We start from the raw sequence: 20,253 nt of genomic DNA on the forward strand, positions 1-20,253 counted from the left end.
CGAACCCGCCCGGCCCGCGCGCGACCAATCCAATCAATTCGACGGGCGATGCGCACCACCGCCCGTATTCCCCTCCAGGATCGCCGTCCGCCACGGCACAACGACGCGGCGGCAGCGCGGTCCCCGGTCCGTCCCTCAGCCGGCCACGCCGAAACATCGCTGCAACGCGAAGAAGCTGAGCGCCATCATCAAAAAGCTGTCGACCCGTTCCTGCGATTTTCTGGACAGCGACGGCAGCAGGCTGTCCAGCCACAGCAGCCGTCGATGGTCGAAAATCGACGAGTGCCGCGCCGCGTCGCTATGCAGCACGTCCTGCCAGTAGCGCTGGAACGCGCCGCTTCGCCGCGCCGAGATCGGCGGCGCCTCGAACGGCCGCTTCGGCGCGCGGCGCGCGCACTCGGGCGTCAACGACGCGACCGCGGTCCTGAGAAAACGCTTGTCGCGCACATCGTCGGCGAGCCACGCATCCGGCAGCGCATCCGCGACGGCGGCGACGCGATGGTCCAGATACGGGTAGCGCGTCTCGAGTCCATGCGCCATGTCCAGCCGCTCCGATACCAGGATGTGATTCACGAACAGCGACTTGCGCCATAGCTGCAGCGACCGGCGCATGGTTGACCTCGACGGGTCGCTGAAGCCGCCCGTCGCATCCAGCAGCATGTCGTACGGGTTGTGCTCGCGAAACTGCTCGAGAAACGGCTGCGCGAGCAGCAGGCGCATGCCGCTGCGCTGATAGTTCCAACTGGTCACGAGGTAAGGCGCGATATCGCCATGGCGCGCGACGTCCAGCCCGAAGAGCGGCAGCGCCTGGCCAAGCTCCGCCGCGAGCGCCGCGCGACCGCTCTCGAGTACATGCGTGATCAGGTCGCGCTGACGCGGCGAGCCGCTGAACAGGCCGTCCATCACGGAGAAGCCATACCCGCCGAACAGTTCGTCGGCGCCGTCGCCCGCGAGCACGGCCTTGTAGCCGCTCGCGGCAACCGCCCGGCCGAGCATCCAGCGCGCGGACCCGATGAAATTGAAACCGATGGTCTCCGCGTGCCGCACCGCGTCCTCGAAATGCGCGACGAGTTGCTGTTCGTCGAACGGCAGGACCTGATGCTGGATGCCGAGACTCGACGCGATCGCCGCCGCGCCGGCCGCATCGTCGGCATGGGCGCCGAAATCCACGGTGAAAGCCGCCAGTCCGTCGGGCCGGTGGCGGACCGCCAGCGCCGCAAGCGTCGCGGAATCAACGCCGCCGCTCAGATAGCAGGCAATCGGCGCGTCGCCCTCCAGCCGGTCGCGCACGGCATGGTCGAGCCGCGTGCGCAACGCCGGCATCAGCGCGCGCACGGGGTCGCGCGGATCGCGCGGCAACGCATCGTCGGCCGCCGGTTCGTAGGGCGTCACGCGCCAACCCTGCGCATCCCATTCGAGCACATGGCCCGGCGGCACCTGATGAATGCCGTCGAACAAGGTCTGAGCCGGTCCGAGCGACGCGAAACAATGCTGGAACAGCGCGCCGTGGTTCCAGCGCAAGTGCGCGCCGAGCGCGGCCAGCGCCCTGATCTCGGACGCGAGACGGATGCCGTCGCCGTCGATGCGGTAATAGAGCGGCTTCACGCCCCATTGATCGCGCATCGCGTATAACGTCCGCGCGCGCTGGTCCCAGATCACGCCGGCGAATTCGCCGTTCAGCCGCCGCACGAAGTCGATGCCTTCGCGCCGGTAGCCGTGCAGCATCACTTCGCAATCGGATTGCGTCGAGAACCGCGCGCCGCGCGCGGTCAACTCGCGCCGCAGCGCCGCGTGTCCGTACAGTTCGCCGTTGACCACGACATGCACGTCGCCGGCGTGAAACGGCTGCATCTCGTGAGCGGGCCCGACCAGCGCGAGACGGTGGAATCCCATCGCGCTACGCGCGTCGTCCGCGCGCCATAGCGCGCGACCGTCGGGACCGCGATGGCGCAGCGTGTCGAGCGCGTGGCCGATCCGCTCGATCGGCACGGCTGCCTCACGATGACAGACGACGACGAATCCGCACATGGTGTCCGCTCCTGTTCATCTCAATCATTCCGGTCGGTTCCGTGCGAGCCGTGAACGCCGCGTGTGCCATTGGGACGGCGCGCGCGTCTGCGGCGCGGGTGCGTCGCGCTCGCCCGATGCAAGCCAGTGCGCGAGCCGCCGGGCCGTAGGAAAGGCGTATAGATCGGCCAGTTCGATGCGCGTCGCAACGCGCGGCGCGAGCCGCGCGTACACCCTCGACAGCACGATCGACGTCGCGCCCAGTTCGTGAAAATTCGCGTCGACGGTCACGTCCGAGCGGCCCAGATCTTCTTCGAGCGCGTGCACGATATCCGCCCGCAACCGGGCTTCGTCAAGTGACGGGGCATCGGACGCCGACGCACCCGCCGCCCGCTCCAGTTCGGCCTGGATCGCATCGAGATCGGGCTTGCCGTTGCGCGTCAGCGGGAACGTCGGCCGATGAACGAAACGTATCGGCAACAGATAACGCGGCAAGGTCTCGCGCGCGAAGCCGGCCAGCGTCGCGAGTGGAATCGGCTGGCCATCCGACGACGTATACAGTGCGCCGACGCCGTCATCCGGAAGATGCGCGCAGCCGACCTGCGCGATCCCGGGACACGCCGACAGTGCGTGCGACACGGCATCAAGCTCGACGCGATAGCCATTGATCTTGACCTGCCGGTCTGCCCGTCCGACGAACAGCAATCCGCCGTCGCGCGAATAGCGGACGCGGTCGCCGGTGCGATACATGCGTTCGCCCGACCGCCACGGATCGGGCACGAACGCGGCTGCTGTCGCGCCGGGCGCGCCCAGGTAACGCGTCAACTGCGGCCCGCCAAGATAGAGCTCGCCGGTCTGACGCTCCGGCGCCCACCGAAGTCGTTCGTCGAGCACATAGGCGCGCATGCCCGCGAGCGGATAACCGATCCGCGCGTCCTCGTCGTCGGCGCGCAGCCGCGCGCACGTGGCCCAGACCGTCGCTTCCGTCGGGCCGTAAAAGGTCCACGCGTCGACGCCGAGCGACGCGAGCCGGTTGACGAGCGCACCGTCGACGGCAGCGCCGCCGACGCACACGACCTTCAGGGTCCGCACGCCGCACCGGTCCAGCACCGGCAGCAGCAGACGGCAGGCGGCCGGCGTCAGTCCCATGTGCGTGATGCCGTCGCGCACGAGCGCGTCGTACAGCGCGTCGGGCGAGGCCGCTTCCCGCTCGCCGAGCACGGTCAGCGCGCCGCCGTAAGCAAGCGGCCCCCACAACTCCCACATCGAAAAATCGAAGCTCGGATGATGCGCGAGCGTCCAGTGCGCATCGGCGACGTCGAACATGAACCGGCTCGCCGCCAGCAGGTGCTGCAGGCTGTTCCGGCTCACCGCGACGCCCTTGGGCAGGCCAGACGACCCCGATGTATGGATCACATACGCGGTATCGAGCGGATCGGGGCTGGGCAGCGCGGCGTCGCCGACCTGCTCGGCCAGCGCCCGCCACCGCGAATAAGCGAGCGTCGGCGCCGGCATCGACGCGGCCAGTCCGGCGTGCGCGGCCAAACACACGAGGTGGCGCACGCCGGCATCCCGGCATGCGCGGGCCAGCCAGGCGGCGGATTGATCGGGATGCAGCGGCGCGACGGCAATCCCGGCCCGGAATCCCGCGATCACCGCCAACGCGGCATCGACGCCGCGTTCCATCAGGATGCCGACGGGACCGCCCGCCGGCGCGAGTTGCCTGAGCGCGAGGGCCATGCGATGCGTGACGCGCATCAATTCGTCGCGCGACAGACGCTGCTTGCCGTCGCGCAGCGCGATCGCATCCGGCGCGCGGCGCGCATGCGCGCGCAACGCGGCTTCGATGAAATCGGCCGGCGGCGCCGGCGCGACCGGTTCCCGGCAATGCCAGTCCGGTGGCTGCACGAACGCAAGCTCACCACATGGCGTCGCCGGCGCGCCGGCGAGCAGCAACGCGAAACGCGGCAGGTCGGCGACGCATCGCTCGACGAAATGCCGGGGCACCATCGCGGCGTCGTGCTTCAGTCCGCAGGTCCACCCGTCGCTCCGCACGTAGACGGTCAGTGCCAGATCGTATGGCGTCCCATGCTGCTCGACATGCTGCGTGTCGAGCCATGCGTCGGCATCCGGCTCCGGCATCACATTCCACACCAGCCCGACCTGCGTGAATGCGGTCATGCCGGGGCTCACCTCGCGCACGCCGGCGCGTTCGCACAGCGCGGGAAACGGCACCGGCGCCGCACGCAGTCCGCCGCGCAACGCATCGCGATTGCGCAGCAGGAGATCGGCAAAGGTGTCGCGCGCGTCGATGCGCTGGCGAACCGGCAACGCATTCGCGAAATAGCCGATCGTCCGGCTGAATGCGCGGGTCCGGCCGTGAACCGGCGTGGCCACGCTGACGTCGTCCGACGCGCAATGAACGTGCAGCAGCAGTTGAAACACCGACAGCATCGCAACATATGGCGTCACGCCGTGCGTGCGCGCGCAGACCGCCAGCGAATCACGGACAGCGTTCGGCAAGGCGAAGCGGTATTCGCGTTCGGTCCGGTTCGCGGGCCGCGCCGCGGGCGCGCCGCCGAACGACAGCAGTTCTGCCGGCTGAACCAGATGAACCGCGTACGCGTCGGCGCGCGCGCGCGCATCGGCGCTGTCGAGCCAGTCGCGCTCCCAGGTCGCGAGCCGCCGGAAATTCGCGTCGGCCTGAAAGGCGCGCCGCGTCCGCGACGCAGCCGCGGTCTCGTCCGCGTAGTGCGTGTCCAGCTCTCGCAGAATCAGCGGAAACGACAGGAAATCCACCACGATGTGATGCGCGGTGAACACGAGCAGCGCGACTGTCCCGGCCGCCGGATCGCCGAGCGGCGCGCACACCCGCGCGCCGTTCAGAGTCAGGCCGTCCGCCGCCGCGCGGGACGCAAGGACCGCCACGCAGCGAAACAACGCCACGTCGCCGACGGCGTGCGCGCGCGCAAAGCGCGCGTCGATGAAGGCCGCCAGGCGCTCGCTGGACCAGTCCTGCGCCGGTTCGAGCGGCAACAAATCGTCATCCCCGATCCGCCCGAGGTCGAGCGGATACGCGGCGAGCCCGCTCGCTCCGTCGCCGATCCGGCACCGGAGAATCTCATGACGTTCGACGAGGCGCCGATACGCGCGCCGCAGCGACGCGATGTCCGGCACCGTGCGCGCACGCGCAATGCCCAGCATCGCGTACGTCGCCGCGTCCGGAAACATGGACTGATAGCGCCACAGCAATTGCTGGTTGACGGAAAGCGGATAGCCGTCCCGCGTCTGCGCGTGATTCACGGCGCCAAGCCTCCGAGCAGCGTGTGCAGACACGCCTGCCCCTCGTCGAGTTCGAACCAGCCGCGCACCGGCTCGAACGCGAAATCGCCGATCGCGCACAGGCCGATGCCGCAGGACGGGGCGCGCATGCGCAGCAACTGCGCCATCGCCCCCGCTTCGAGCAGGCTGTAGTCGCGCGCGCGTGCGCCGTACATCGGTTCGATGGCGGCCGGCCGCGACACCAGATGAATCGAAAACGCGGCCTGCCGATGGATCTCCGCGTTGAGCAACGGGTCGTACAGCGAGCCATCGATCACGAGATCGGGCGCCAGCAGCCACAGCTCTCCGCGCGTCGGATGGAAGTAATACAGGCCGCATGACAGACCCGCGACGGCGCCAGCCTTGACGTACAGATAGGCCTGCACTGGATAGCGCGCGCCGGCCGACGCGTAGGCGGCGCGGCGCGGCGAGTTCGCATCCGTTTGTGCGAGCACGCCCAGCAGCCGCGCCAACTGCGCGAGTTCCAACGGCGTCTCGCGAAACGTCCGGACGCTGCCGGCGCACGGACTGTCCGATGCATCGACCGCGAGACGCACGACCGGCCAACCGGCGTCGTCGCGAAGCGCGTCGATCACCGGCCCGACGCGCCGCTCGTCCGCGCCGCCGATGTCCGCCGCATCAGGAGGCGCCGGCGGCGCGACCGCGTCTCCTCGCGCCGCATCGACGCTTGCCGCCAGCATCGCGACGGACGGCGAGAAATTCAGCGCGTCGAAGCCGATGCGCACGCCGGTGCTGTCCTCGATGCGGTTGATGATGCGCACCAGCTCCATCGAGTTGGCGCCGAGGCCGATGATGTTCGTGTCGTGGTCGGGCACGGCCACGCCCAGCACCGATTCGACGATCTGCCGGATCTGCGCGAGGGTCGACGACGCGCCATCGGAACCTTCGCCGACGATGGGCGAACCGGCCGACGGCGATGCAAGCGATGCGTCCATCATCGCTCAGTTCGCCGCGCCGGCGGCGGTCGCCGTGCTCGCCGCGTTGCGGTGAACGGGCACCGCGTACAGTTCGTAAATCGGACGCCGCGTATACAGGTCGCCTTCGCCGCCATAGCTGCTTTTCGCACCGGCCGGATGCTCGCCGCTCGTCACCTTCGCGAAGAACTTGTCGTAGGACGCCCGATCGCGCCAGATCGTAAAGTGCTTGAAGGGCGCTGCGTTGTCGTCGGCGAGCGGCGCCAGGAGATAGGATTCGAGCAGGCCGTCCGTGCGCCCGAGGGCGCCGGCGTAGCGCTGTTCGTACAGTGCCTCGAATTGCGCGCGCTTGCCCGGCGTCACGTAAATGCTGGCGATGGAAGCGACGGGCGCGTTTGAGTCGGCCGCGCTCGTCGCGGTTTGCGCGCAGGCCGGAACGCCGGCGAGCGCGGCCAGCAGCAGGATTGCCTTGCCAATGCGGGTCTTCATGGTTTTCTCATGACGTATCGAGGGGTGACGGAATACGATCGGCGACGATGCGCCGGATCAGTCCAGGCGGGGCACGATGTCCTCCAGCACTTTGCGGGCCATCCAGTTGCCGTCCGCCGAGGTCGCGCCCAGCCTCACCACCACGAGATCCTGGTCCGGAACGACGATCACGAACTGGCCCTGGAAGCCGCCGAGATAGAACGCGCCGTGCGACACCTCCGGACCCAGGGAATTGAGCCAGTAGCCGGCGCCGACTTCCGTGCCGATCGGCATGTTCCGCGCAAGCGTCGGGCGCAGGCTGTCCTTCAGCCAGTTCGCGGGCAGCAGTTCGCCGGCGCGCGCGCTGTTGCGCGACTGATCGAGCAGGAACTGGCCGAGCCGGCCCCAGTCGCGGGCGGTCGCGAGCATGAACGACGACAGCATGTAGTTGCCGTCCGGCGCCGCTTCCAGCACCGCGCTCGTCATGCCCAGCGGACCAAGCAGCGCGCGATATGGATAGACGAGCGGGTCTTCCCGGTGTGCGCGCAACGAATCCGCAAGCACGGCCGACAGGATTTCGTACGAGCCGCCCGAGTAGCGCCATGCCTCGCCGGGCAGCATAGTCCGCGCAACGTCGCGGGGCGTCAGACTCTTCGCCGGGCCGAGCACCGATTCGAAACGCTGCGCGTCCGGGAGCGGCTTCGGCGCACCGGCGGCGTCCTCGCGCGCGGCCAGCGGCTTGGCCGCCGCGTACGCCGCGGGATCGTGCGCCGCGGTCAGCATCTTCATCAGATCCGAGCGCGTGCCGAGATAGCTTTCGCTCCACGCGAGTCCCGACGTCATGCGCAGCAGTTGATCGACGGAAATCTGCCGGCGCGCGTCGTCGGGCGCGCCGCGCCATTCCTGCCGAAGGTCCTGTTGCGCGAGCGTCAGCCACCCGCGCCGCACGAGCGTCCCGGTCAGCAGATTGGCGACGCCCTTCACCATCGAATAACCCGGCAGCGGCGTATCCATCGTGACGCCCTGCGCATATCGCTCCGCAACGATCCTGCCGCGATGCATGACCAGCACCGCGCGCGTATTCTTCAGCAGCGCGGAATCGTTCTCGTCGAACGCATGGTCCAGCGCGGGGATCAGCGCCGGGAGCGGAGCGGCCGCGAGCGGCGCGGGATGGGTCGCGCTGGCTTCGCCCACCTGCGGATAAGGTTTCGGCGACGCCGCGCGCGTCAGCGCGGGGGACACCGCGTTGTCGAGCGTGCAGCCGAGCCCGTCCCGATAGCGGGCGGTGCGCTTCACCGGGCCCAGGCTCGCGGAGACCGCGCGGCGGTCGCGATCGATCTCCACCGGGATCGGCGGCAGATCGGCCAGATCCTGCGTGCGGATCTGCCGTTCGTCGAGTCCGGCAACGAAGAGACCGGAGCACATGATCTTGGCGTAGGTCGACGCGCCGATGAAGGCCGGGCTGGGGCCGTCCGGCGGGTTGTCGGCGGCGAGCGCGGCAAGCGGCGCGCCGGACAGCGCGGCGCTCAGCGCGACACCCTGCAAGTAGCGCTGCGCCGGCAGCAGGTCGAGGAGACGCGGCGCGCGCGGCGAGCGGGAGGCAACAGACGAACGTTTCACTGGTCTTTCCTGTTCGAAGAAGTTGTCAGAAAGCCGATCACGGCATTCAGATCGTCGGCCGACAGCGCATTCAGGCTGTCGCGCATCCTGTCGGGCATGCCGCGCCGACCGTAGACGAAATCGCGCAGCGCGCCGACGAGGTACGCGCGGCCCTGCCCTCGCAGCAGCGGACTGTCGGCCGCCTGCTCGTGGCAAACGGCGCAATGCTGCTGATAACGCGCAAAGCCGATGCCGGCCGTGCCGGCGCCCGCGCCAGTCGACGGCAGCAGGCCGGAGCGCTGCGACGCCAGATACGTCGCGAGCTGGTCGATTTCTTGCGGCGTGAACGCCGGCATCAGACGCGGCATGAGACTGCCGTCGGCCCCGGGGTGGCGAAACGCGTCGAGCCGGCTGACGAGATAGCCTTTTTTCTGCCCGAGAATGACCGGTATCGCCCTGTCGTGTCCGCCCGCCGTGTCGTGACAGGACATGCAGTCCTTCACGTGATAGCGGTTATCGTCCGCGACCGCCGACTGCGACGCGCAGACGAGCAGGCTCGCGTACACCGCGCGGCGCAGCGCGCCGTGCGTCCGATGAATCGTCCAGTGCGCGAATCGCGCCATGTCATTCAGCCTCCATGAGTGCCGCTTCGATGCGTTCGCGCATGACGCGCCGATCGAGCTTGCCGTTGTCGTTCAGCGGAATTGCCATGCCGCGATGCCAATGCCGCGGCACCATGTACGCCGGCAGTCGTTCGCCGCAATGCAGCCGGATGCGCTCCGTCGACAGTGCGTCGTCGGCCTGCAATACCGCATGCAGTTCGACCACGCCCGCGCGGCCCGCGACCGGCACCACGACGGCGCGGGACACCCCGCCGCACGCGCCGATCACATGCTCGATCTCCGCGCACTCGATCCGATGACCGGCGATCTTGACCTGTGAATCGATGCGTCCGAGCAGTTCGATCACGCCGTCGGCCCGATAGCGCGCGAGGTCGCCCGTCCGGTAGCGGCGTTCGCCGGTCAGCGCGTCGACGACGAAGGCCTGCGCGGTCAGATCGTCGCGCTGCCAGTATCCGTCGCTCAGGCTCGCGCCCGCGATCGTCAGTTCACCGGCGACGCCATCCGGACAGGACAGGCCAAAGCTGTCCACGATGTCGCAGCGCTGTCCGCGCAGCGGCATGCCGTATGGGATGCGGGTCCAGTCGGGGGCCACCGTGGCCACGGGAAAGGACACCGACCAGATGCCCGCCTCGGTCGCGCCGCCGAGCGACAGGAAGCGCGCGCCCGGCGCGAGCTCTCGCAGCGCGTCCGGCAGATGCAGTGCGATCCAGTCGCCGCTCAGCATCACCCAGCGCAGCGGCAGCGTGCCGATCCGCGCGGTCTTGCCCTTCGCATAGTCGACGAGCAGTTCGAACAACGCGGGCGCGGTGTTCCAGATCGTGACCCGATGTTCGACGCAAAGCGCCCACCAGGCCCCCGGCTCCATGCGCGCCGACGCATCCGGCATCACCAGCGCGGCGCCGGACGACAGCGTGCCGAACAGGTCGAACACGGACAGGTCGAAGCCAGGATCGGACAAACCGAGCACGCGGTCGCCCGCGCCGAGCCGCAGGCGGGCGCGCAGGTCGTCCAGCGTGTTCGCCACGGCGTGGCGGCGCATCATGACGCCCTTCGGCTCCCCGCTGCTGCCTGACGTGAACATCACATACGCGAGCGCGGCGGAATCGAAGACCGGCTGGAATTCGCCCAGATCGGTCTCGTCGTCGCGCTCGGGAACGTGGAACGTCCGGACCGCCGGCCGATCCGGTCGCGACGGCAGGTCCGCGCCGTCCGAGAACGCATACCGGATGCCGTACCGGTCGATCACACGGGCCACGCGCTCGCGCGGCCAGCGCAACGACAGCGGCACGTACGCGAAACCGGCCAGTTGCACGGCGAGCGCCGCTACCGCATAGCGCCAGCCGGGCGTCATATGGAGCGCCACGCACGTCGCGCCGTTGGCTTCGCGCGTCAGGCGCGCGGCAAGCCGCGTCGCGCGCGTCCACAGCGCGCCGTAGGTCAGCGTGCGGTCCGACGCAATGACGGCCGCCGCATCGGGTGCCTCACGGCATCGGCGCGCGAACCGGCTCAGATAGTCCTCGCCGGGTTCGCTCTCGCGTTCGGTCGCGCGACGGCGCGCGCGTTGCGCGGCGGGCAGCCGGACGGACGGCGCGTTCACTTCGTCCGGCGCGGCGGTCAGCGCGATCACCAGATCGCGGTAGGCCGCGAACATGTCGTCGATCACGCCCGGCGCGAACCGCTCGTCGACGCTGTCCCAGTGCAGGCGCACCAGACCGCCCTCGCCCACCACCTGGTTGTCGATCCACACGCCAGCCGTGCGCGTGATCCGGTGGCGCTCCGTGCCCAGCGACGCGAAGGACGCCGCGCCGCCGTCGAGTTCCGGGATATGCGTAAAGACATAGCGCATCGCGTCCTGAGTCGCCGACGCGTGCCGCGCTTCGCGGGCCACTTCGACGCCGCCATAGTCGCGATGGTCCAGGTCCGCAAGCAGGCGCGCGTGGACCGCGCGCGCGAACGCAAAGAACGACGCGGCGGGCGCGCCGTCGATTTCGAGCCACAGGACCGACGTGAAATCCCCCGCCACGCGATTGACGTGCGGGTGAACGGGCGGCCGGTCGAACCAGGTCAGCGTGATGGAAAACGCCTTTCGCTCCGACCAGCGTTGCAGCACCGCCACGTAAGCGGCGAGATACAGGCTGCTCGCCGGCACGCCAACGCGGGCGGCGAGCGCCGCGAGCGCCCGCTGCGCATCGGCATCGAGCGTGAGCGCGCGCCGCCTGATCACCGGCAAACGCGCATCGGCGTCGTTGCGCACCGGCAATGCCGGCATCCCCGGCAACGACGCGAGCCGTTCGCGCCAGTACCGTCGCGCCGCGTCCCGTATGGCCGGATCGGCATGCCGGCGCCGGTGCTCGAGTACGTCGCGGAATGAAATGTCGAGCGCCGGCAGCGCGGCGTCCGGATCACGATAGAGCGTCGCACATTCGCGCGCGAGCATGCCGAGGCTCCACGCATCGGCGATCAGGAAGTCCACCTTGACGACGAGAATGTCCATCTCGGCCGAGAGCCGGAACACGCGCAAATCAAACAACGGCCCGCCATCGAGCGGGAGCGGCGCGAACGCGTGCCGCTCGCGCCATTCCAGCAGCACGGCCGCCTGGCGCGCCGGATCGAGGTCGCGCAGGTCCCGGCAAGCGATGCGATACGGCCGCGCGGGCTGCACCGACAACTGGCCGTCGCCATCGAACCAGGCGCGCAGCATGCCGTGACGCGCAATCAGCCGATTCCACGCATGCGTGAGCCGGTCCGCGTCGAGGCGCGCGATTTCCCACTCCTGATACAGATGGCTGCCGCCGCCGTCGGATCCCGCCTGGTGGCGCGCGATCCAGTACGCCTGCTGCAACGGGGTGGGCGCGAACGGAACGGCCTCCGCGACCGGGTCGCCGACGAGCGGCGTCGCGGCGGGCGCCGAGGTTCGTTGCGCGCGCACCAGTTGCGCCTCGTCGGCCAACGTCGGCGCGGCCAGCAGCTCCGCAACGCTCAGCCGGCAACCGAACCTGCGCTCGATCAGGCCGCCCAGTTGCAGCAGCAACAGCGAATGACCGCCGGCTTCGTCGAAGCGACTGTCCCGCGTGACGTCCGCGTCCGGCAACAGTTCGCGCCACAGGCCGGCCAGCGCCGCCTCCACGTCGTCCAGCGAGGTCGCGGCGGCGCTTTCGAGACGGCGCGCGCTCGTCGTGCGCAATGCCGCGCGATCGATCTTGCCGGTCGGCGTGAGCGGCATCTGCTCGAGCCGCCAGAACTGCGCGGGCCGCGCCTCCGCGCTCAACTGCGCGCGCAGCGCCTGCCGCCACGCGTCGGGATCGCATTCCGGCGCACACTGCAGGAAAGCGATCAGCACGCCGTGCTGCTCGATCACGGCGGCGCGCCGCACCCGCGGCAAGCGCTCGAGACATGCCTCGACACCGTCGAGATCGACGCGCACGCCGCGCACCTTGATCTGCCGGTCACGCCGGCCGACGATCTCCACGCCGTGCGGGCCGACCCGTGCGAGATCCCCGGTGCGGAACAGCCGGCTGTCGCCGCGCTCGCGCGCCCAAGGATTCGGCATGAAGCGCTCGGCGGTCAACGCGGGCTGCCCGAGGTAACCGTGCGCCAGCGCCGCGCCGCTCACATACAACTCGCCCTCGCCTCCCGGCGGCGCCGGGTCGAGGTTCGCATCGAGGACATGAAGGCACAGGTTGTCGAGCGGCGCGCCGACGGGAACGCCCGGTCCCGGATCGTCGGAGTCAGCGCACGCATCCAGTGCGAAAGCGCTGACATCCGCCGCCACCTCGGCGCTGCCATACAGGTTCAGGCATTGCACCGTGGGCAGCAGCGCGCGGACGCGTCGCGCGAGACCACGCGTCAGCGGCTCGCCGCTCACCGCGATGCGGCGCAACGCCAGCCTGGGCCGCGATGGGCGCAGTTCGAACTGCGTCAGCAGGGATTCGAGCAGGGTCGGCACCACGACGAGATGCGTGACGCGGTGCTGCTGCAACAGCTCAGCGATACGCCCGGCATCGCGGCATTCGGCATCGTCCGGCAGGACCAGCAGCGCGCCCGCGCACAATGGACCGAGTACTTCGCAGAACACGTCGACAAAGCTCGCCGCCGTCTTCGCCAGGCAGACATCGCCCGGCTCGAGCGGATAGCGCTTCAGTTGCCACGCGATGCGGTTGCTCAATCCGGCGCGCGTGCCGACGACGCCCTTCGGCTCGCCCGTGCTGCCGGACGTGAAGATCAGATAGGCCGGCAGCGCGCCTGCCGACGGCCAGCGTTCGAGGACCACCCGGTCCGGGTCCGAGACGCCGTCGACCGGCGCAACGTGCCGCCCGGACGGGAACGCGCAGCCCGCCCCTAGTTCGTCCGCGATGACGAACGCGGGCTGGCTCGCACGCAGCATTGCGTCGATGCGCACGGCGGGAAGCCGCGGGTCGATCAGCACCGCCGTCGCGCCCGCCTTCATGACGCCGAGCAGCGCCACGACCCAGCGAAACGAGCGCGGCACGATGATCGCGACGATCGCGCCGCGTGCGTCGCCGGCATCCAGCAAGCGCCGGGCCATGACCTGCACCGACGCGGCGAGCGTGCGATAGGAGTACTCGCGGTCGCCTTCGCGTAGCGCGATCCGCGCGGCATGTGCCGCCCACGCCGGCTCAAACAGGTCGCCGAGTTCCGGCACGGCGACCGGCGCGCCCGCCAGCCGCGAAGGCGTCATCTCCAGCCGCGTGACCGGCGCGACGCCGATCGTCAGCACATCCGCGTCGGGGGTCCGCGCGAACGCGCTCAGGATCGCGTCGAACTGCAACGCGAACGCGTCGGCCTGCTCCGGCGCGACGCGCGCGCGATCAAACGCCAGATAGAGCCGGTACGCACCCGTGGCGGCATCCCGGTCCACCCACAGCTTGAACGGATAGTGGGTCTTCTCTTCGCCGAAGTAGCCGCGAAGCTGCAACGCGCGGCCCAGCGCACCGGTGTCGGCGATCGCCTGCAGTTTGCGAAAGTGCGTGTAGTTGAAGCAGTTGTCGAACAGCGCCACGGACCAGGGCCGCTGAATGTCGCTCAAGGGCAGATGCCGGTGCGCGATCACCTGCGCCTCCGTGCGCATCAGCGCCGCGAGATAGCCGCCAACCGGCATCGATGCAAACACATGACGCAACGGCACCGTGTTCAGATACAGGCCCAGTACCTCCGCACCGCCATCGGTCTCGACGCGGGTGTGCGTCTCCAGCCCGACGACGACATCCAGTGTCCCGCACCAGAGCGACAGGGCTCTCAGATAGGCGGCGAGCAGCACGACCTTCGGCGTCGCGCCATGCGCGCGTGCCACGGCGTCGACGGAACCGGCCGCGCCGAAGGGCATTTCACGGATCACGATGTCGGGCGGCGGCCCCCCCGCGGACGGCGCGTCACGCGTCACGCGGCTCGGTGCGCAGTCCTTCAGGTGTTCGCGCCAGAATGCGCGCGCGTCGTCGCGCGCCACGACGTCGCGTTCATGGCGCACGTAATCATGGAAGGTGAGCGCAGGGGGCGCGGGACGGACTGGCGCGTCGCCATCGAGGAGGCGACCGTAGTGCGCCACCAGTTCCGCCAGCAGCGACGTGGCGCTCCAGCCGTCGAGCAGCGCGTCATCCAGCAGCAGCAGCACATGCAGGACGGGGCCGGCGGGCAGCGCGAACAGGTGGACGGCCCGCCCGATCGGATAATGTGCGGCCGGCGTCCGTTCCGCCAGCCATTCGCGCACGGTCCGCCCGTGCAGCGCCTCGACGGTCACGAACGCGCCGCCCGCGGGATAGACGATCTGCATCGGCTCGCTGTAGCCCGACGCGTCGATGACGGTGCGCAATACCGGATGCCGTTCGACGCAGCTCGACCATGCCTGTTCGAGCAGCGCGGGCTCGAACGCCACGCGGCTTTCGAGTTCCGCCCACAGCACGTCGCGGTAGATCGTCGCATCGCCGTAACGGGACCGGTAATACACGATGCCCTGCTGCAACGCCGACAGCGGAAAGGCATCGACGGCCGCATCGGGCACGCGCCGGCGATCGTCGCCCGACAGCAGCGCGAACGGCTCGGCGCGCCGCGCCGGACCGGTGGGCGGCGCGGCCGCGTTCAGTCCGGCGAGCTGTGCGATCGTGGGCGCGCGATACAGGTCGGCGAGCGATATCCGGAACCCCGCCTTTTGCGCGCTTTCGATCACCAGCAGACCGCTGAGCGAATCGCCTCCCAGCGCGAAGAAGTTGGCGTCGGCGGCGACCGATTCGAGGCCGAGGTGCCGTGCGACGATGTCGCGGAGCATCGCCTCCCGCTCGCTCTCGGCGAGTCCGTCATCGTTCGGCCGGTCGGCGATGCGGGTGCGGAACCGCTGCGCGCGCTGCTCGACCCGGTTCGCCAGATCGGCGACCGGCGCTGCGGCTACGATCAGGCTTTCGAGCGCGCATCCGTCGATGAGGCGTTCGAGCGACGCGAGCGCTGTCGACGCCGGCAACCCGTGAGAAAGCGCATCGCCCGCGATCGCCAGCGCGGGCAGCACGCGTTCGTCGAGCGGCGCGAAACGCACGCCGGCCATCGCCAGCAAAGGCACGTCGTGCGCATCCGTCACGCAGACATCGGCGAGCACGAACTCTTGCGCTACGTCGCGAATCGCGACGTAGCTATAACGCGCGGCGGCTAGCGATGCCACCGCTCGAATCCGCCCGAATGCGACCGGCACGGAGAACGTGGCCGCGCATGACTGGATCGGCGCCAGCGCGGCATCCATCACCGCAGGATGCATGGGCCATTCGTCGAAGTCACGGTCCAGCGCGTCGACCCGCAATTCGACGCGATAGAGGCCGCCGCACCGGCGAACCTCGCCCAGGCAGCTCCAGCGCGGGCCGACGCTCAGGCGCGCGGGAAGCCGAACCGCGCACGGCGCGGCGCGCCCGTCCGAACAGGCCGCGATCCAGCGCGCCGGAACGTCGTCCAGAATCAGCTCGTCGGGCTGCGTCGCAACGGCCGTGCAGACCACTGCGCCGCTCGCGTCGCTGACGTCGAGCTTCCGGGACGCATCCGCGCGCGACACCGACAGCGCGACCCCGGCGCCGTCCGGCGCCAGCACAGGCGCAAGCAGCGCGACGTCGCTCAGATCCGCATCTGGCGCCACGCGCAGCAGCAGTGCGATATGGGCGGTTCCCGGCAACAGCGCGACACCATCGACCCGATGTTCGCGCAACAGCCATGCGTCGCGCGGCAAGACCACGTGTGCAGCGACGCTGCCGGCGTCGCGGGACCGGCCGGCCAACGCGGGGCGCGCGCCGCACCAGCCGCGCAACGCGCGCGCCATGCCCGTGTCCAGCCAAGTGTCCCAGGCAATCGACAGCACGCGCCACGGGGTCGCGCGGCTTCGTGCGAACGCGTCGAGATACGCGTTCGCCGAGCAGTATTCGGCTTGCCCCACGCCGCCGAGCCAGGCGTTGACCGAGCTGGCCAGCACCATGAAATCGAGCGGCACGTGCGCGAACACCCGGCATAGCGCCTGCACGCCGCGAACTTTCGCCGCGCAGCGTCGCCAGGCCTGGTCGGGCTTCTTGGTCAGCAGCACGCCTTCGCCGCTCGCGCCCGCGCAGTGGAAGACACCGTGAATCGCGTGCAGCCCGCCGTCGATCCCGTCGCCCAGCCGCGCGAGTTGCGCGTCGCTTTCGACGTCCGCCTGAACGTAGACGACGGACGGATGCTGCTCGCAAAAGGCGCGCCAGTCGTCGAGCGCCGTCTGCGCGCGTCGCCCGCACACGAGCACGCGCGCGCCATAGGCGCTTGCCAGCCATGCCGCCAGCGCTCGCCCGATTCCGCCCGCGCCGCCTGTCACCAGATAGGTTCCGCCGGTGCGCAACACCGGACCGGGCGTCGCGGTCGCTTCGTCGAACCCTCCCGGCATGGTTTCGATACGCGGGGCGTACACGCGCGCGCCGCGCACGGCGAAGACGGCGAACGCGCCGTCAGCGTCCGCGTCGGCCGCGATCAGGGCCGCGGCGGTTCGCCAGCCCGCATCGTGTTCGATGCCATCGGAATCCCCCGCGACGTCGTACACCCGGCAGACGACGCCTGACGTTTCCTGAGGCAGCACGCGCGCAGGCCCCCACATCGCGGCCCGGTCGGCACTCGGCGACACGCCTTCAGCGTCAGTCAGTCCCGACGAGATCCAGTGAATGCGCAGCGCCTGTTTCGCGTCCGTCGGCCCTGCCGCGATCGCGCTCGCGAATGCGAGCGCACAGGCGAGCGACGTGTCGAACGGAAGCGCGGTCGCACCCGCGCCGTCGAAATAGATCAGCGACGCGGGAACGTTCGCTGCCGCTTGCCCGGCCCACGCGCGCCGCCACGCTGCGACGGAGGTGAAGTCGAAGCACTGCGAAGCGGCCCTGCGCGCATCGTGCGCGACGCCATCGGGCACATGCATCCATACGTCGAGCTCGCCCATCGCGGCGAGACTGTCGCGCAACGTATCGGGCAACGGCGTCGCCGCGACGCACAGGAGCCGGCCTGAACTGCGAGCGGGAACCCGGCGACGCGAATCGCGCACCCAATGCAGATGCGCGACGTGGGCATTCTTGCCCGCTTCGGGGCGCGGCACGTCAGGTTTCGCCTGATACGTCAGCGTCGTTCGCTTGAATGGATAGCCGGGCGCCGACGTCGGACGCGGACGGGACCGATGCAGCCGGGTCCAGTCGACATCGACGCCGCGCGTCCACAGCTCGGCTAGCGGACGCACGCCTGCCGCTTCGTCGAACCCATCCGCGATGACCGTACACGAGGAAAGCGCGTCGAGGCACCGTGCAAACGGCGAGTCCGGCGCGGTCCCGACGCCGATCCGTTGAAGAATCGCCGCGCCGCCGGACAGTGCGCTCAGCACCGTGTCTGCCAAGCGCGCGGGCGCATGGGCGCGCATCGCCCAGTGCGACGGCTGACGCGCGTCGTTTCGCGTCAGCCAGCCGCCCGTGACGCACGATGCGACGGGAATCGCCGGATGAGCCGTCTCGACATCCAGCAGACCCTCGGCAAGCGAGGCGGCGGCCCATGACGGCGACGCGCGCCACGCGTCCGCCTCGTCAACGTCGCGTTGCCGGCCGGCCCCGCCATCGGCATCCGCCGAGGTCGCCGAGGTTGCCGCGGACGGCGCGAGCCGGTTCGCGCAGCACTGCGCCAGTTCGAGCGCATCGTCCGGCGAGAACATCCCGGATACGGTCGCGGCGATCAGTTCGCCGATCCCTTCGCCCAGCAGCGCGCGCGGCGCCACCCCGCATGCCAGGTAATGCTGCGCCAGCGCGTAGCCATGAACGAACGTCGCCAGATACGCACTGCGCGCATCGTGCACGCGCGTCTCGTCCGCCGCATGCGCGTGGCCGCCGAGCAACCATTGCCGCACCCGCGCCGCCGCGCGTGCATCGAGTCGGCCGAGCAGCCGGTCGAGGTTCGCCGCGAACACCGGCGCATTGCGATAGGACGTCGCGCCAGCGCCGGCGAACGGCATGCATTCGCCGGAAAACGCCCAGATCACACCCGGCGCGACGTCCGGCGCCGGTTCGGCGCCCACGATGCGCAAACAGGAAAGATCGCCGCGCACGCCATCGCGCCGCGCCAGCAACACGCCGCGATGACGGCCCCGCCCGCGCCTGCGCTGCAGCGTGTGGGCGAGGTCCGGCAACCCGGCCGGCGGCGCAGCGCGCGTCGCCTCGACGAGCACGTCCAGGTAACGCAGCAGCGAATCGACATGCGGCGCGACGAGCGGCATCGCCTGCATCGCGCCGTCGCATCCCGCACATGCCGCGTCGCCGCTCGTGTCAGGCGCCTCCTGCAGCACGACGTGCGCGTTCGTGCCGCCGATGCCGAACGAACTGACGCCAGCCAGCCGCGCGCGCGTTCCGCGCGGCCACGGCGCGACTTGGTCGCAAATCGAGAATCGTCCATCGGTCGGAAGGGCCGCGGTTTCGCTGGAGACATTCAGCGTCGGCGGCAGCACGCCGTGATGCAGGCTCAACGCGGTCTTGATCAGCCCGGCGATGCCGGCCGCGTTGTCCGTGTGCCCAAGATTGCCCTTCACCGAGCCGAGCAGGCAGCGCCGCCCAGACGATCCGGCCGCGCCGAACGCCTGATCGAGCGCGCGCAATTCGATGCGGTCGCCGACCGCCGTGCCGGTGCCATGCGCTTCGACGTAATCGATGTCGTCGCCGCTCACGCCCGCCACCGCGTGCGCCATGCGAATCACTTCGGCCTGCCCGCGCTCGCCGGGCGCGATGTATCCCGCCTTGTCGGCCCCATCGTTGTTGACGGCCGACCCGCGAATCACCGCGTAGATGCGGTCGCCGGCCGCGCGTGCGTCCGCGCATCTCCGCAGCACGACCACGCCGACGCCATCGCTGAAAACCGTCCCGCCCGCATCGCGCGCGAATGGCCGGCACACGCCGTCCCGCGCCTCGATGCCGTCCGCGAAATGGCGATAGCCCTGCTGCAACGGAAAATGAACGCTCGCGCCGCCCGCCAATGCGACGTCGCAATCGCCGTCGAGAATCGATTGGCACGCCAAATGCACGGCGACCAGCGACGTCGAGCAGGCGCTCTGCACCGTGACTGCCGGGCCATCTAAATCGAGTTTATAAGCCACTCTTGAAGTGGCCGTATCCTTGTCATTGGCAATACCGGCGCGCCACCGGTCGAGTCCACTCCATTTGCGCAGATCATTTGACAAATGCGTGACAAGATAGGTGTTAAAGCCGACGCCGCCATATACGCCAATCCGCTCGTCTTTATCGTCCGCGAGCGCGGCGTCTTCGAGAGCATGCCAACAGGTTTCGAGAAAGATGCGCTGCTGTGGATCCAGCAAGGCCGCTTCTTCGGGCGCATAGCCGAAAAACGCGGCGTCGAAATCGAGCGCATTATCAAGGCTGCCATTCGCCCTGACATAAGCGCTATCGGCAAGAACTTCCGGCGTAACTCCGGCGGAACGCAATGCGTCGTCGGACAGCAGGCGAATAGCGCTGCGGCTTTCCAGCAGAAAACGCCAGAATGCCTGGACATCGCTCACGCCCGGAAAGCGGCACGCGATGCCGACAATGGCGATCGCTCCATGCTCGCCGGACAGCGTAAGCCCCTGATTCTCTTGCATTCTGACTCGATCCCGCTCGTATCGTGTCTACGCCCGCACACGCCGCTCTGCCGCCCCGCGGACATTGACTGCCCGCGCCTCTCGCCGTCGGCCGTTCACTCAAAAAATAAGGCAGCCGCTTCTTTCCCCCATGCCGCCGCCCCGGCTTTACGAGGCCGCTTACGACATGTAAGTCGCGCAG

General features: G+C 69.6%; 7 protein-coding genes. All 7 read right to left on the reverse strand.

Features of this window, described 5'->3' with window-relative positions; genetic code table 11:
* Nucleotides 1–135: 135 nt before the first annotated feature.
* The 7 genes from asnB to WS92_RS00325 are packed head-to-tail and all read right to left on the reverse strand — an operon-like array spanning nucleotide 136 to nucleotide 20,072.
* On the reverse strand, nucleotides 136–2,028 hold the full coding sequence (asnB, locus tag WS92_RS00295; protein WP_059931504.1) for an asparagine synthase (glutamine-hydrolyzing): 1,893 nt from the start codon (nucleotides 2,026–2,028) through the stop codon (nucleotides 136–138).
* 24 nt (nucleotides 2,029–2,052) lie between these two features.
* Nucleotides 2,053–5,310 (reverse strand): non-ribosomal peptide synthetase, encoded by a 3,258-nt coding sequence (locus WS92_RS00300; protein WP_059931502.1) that lies wholly within the window; start codon nucleotides 5,308–5,310, stop codon nucleotides 2,053–2,055.
* Nucleotides 5,307–6,287, reverse strand: a complete 981-nt coding sequence (locus WS92_RS00305; RefSeq protein WP_006029585.1) for a nitroreductase family protein — start codon at nucleotides 6,285–6,287, stop codon at nucleotides 5,307–5,309. Before WS92_RS00305 ends, WS92_RS00300 begins: the two co-directional genes overlap by 4 nt.
* Before the next feature lie 3 nt (nucleotides 6,288–6,290).
* Nucleotides 6,291–6,752: an antibiotic biosynthesis monooxygenase family protein gene (locus tag WS92_RS00310; protein ID WP_059931500.1), complete on the reverse strand. Its 462-nt coding sequence runs from the start codon at nucleotides 6,750–6,752 to the stop codon at nucleotides 6,291–6,293.
* A 57-nt stretch (nucleotides 6,753–6,809) separates the two neighbouring features.
* Nucleotides 6,810–8,351: a serine hydrolase domain-containing protein gene (locus WS92_RS00315; protein ID WP_059931498.1), complete on the reverse strand. Its 1,542-nt coding sequence runs from the start codon at nucleotides 8,349–8,351 to the stop codon at nucleotides 6,810–6,812.
* Nucleotides 8,348–8,953 carry a c-type cytochrome gene (locus WS92_RS00320; protein ID WP_015603934.1) on the reverse strand — a complete coding sequence of 202 codons (606 nt, stop codon included), beginning with the start codon at nucleotides 8,951–8,953 and terminating at the stop codon, nucleotides 8,348–8,350. Before WS92_RS00320 ends, WS92_RS00315 begins: the two co-directional genes overlap by 4 nt.
* Nucleotide 8,954: 1 nt before the next feature.
* Nucleotides 8,955–20,072 (reverse strand): hybrid non-ribosomal peptide synthetase/type I polyketide synthase, encoded by an 11,118-nt coding sequence (locus WS92_RS00325; protein ID WP_059931495.1) that lies wholly within the window; start codon nucleotides 20,070–20,072, stop codon nucleotides 8,955–8,957.
* Nucleotides 20,073–20,253 lie beyond the last annotated feature (181 nt).

The organism is Burkholderia sp. MSMB1588 (genome assembly GCF_001546925.1).
GTDB classification, from domain to species: Bacteria; Pseudomonadota; Gammaproteobacteria; order Burkholderiales; family Burkholderiaceae; genus Burkholderia; species Burkholderia humptydooensis.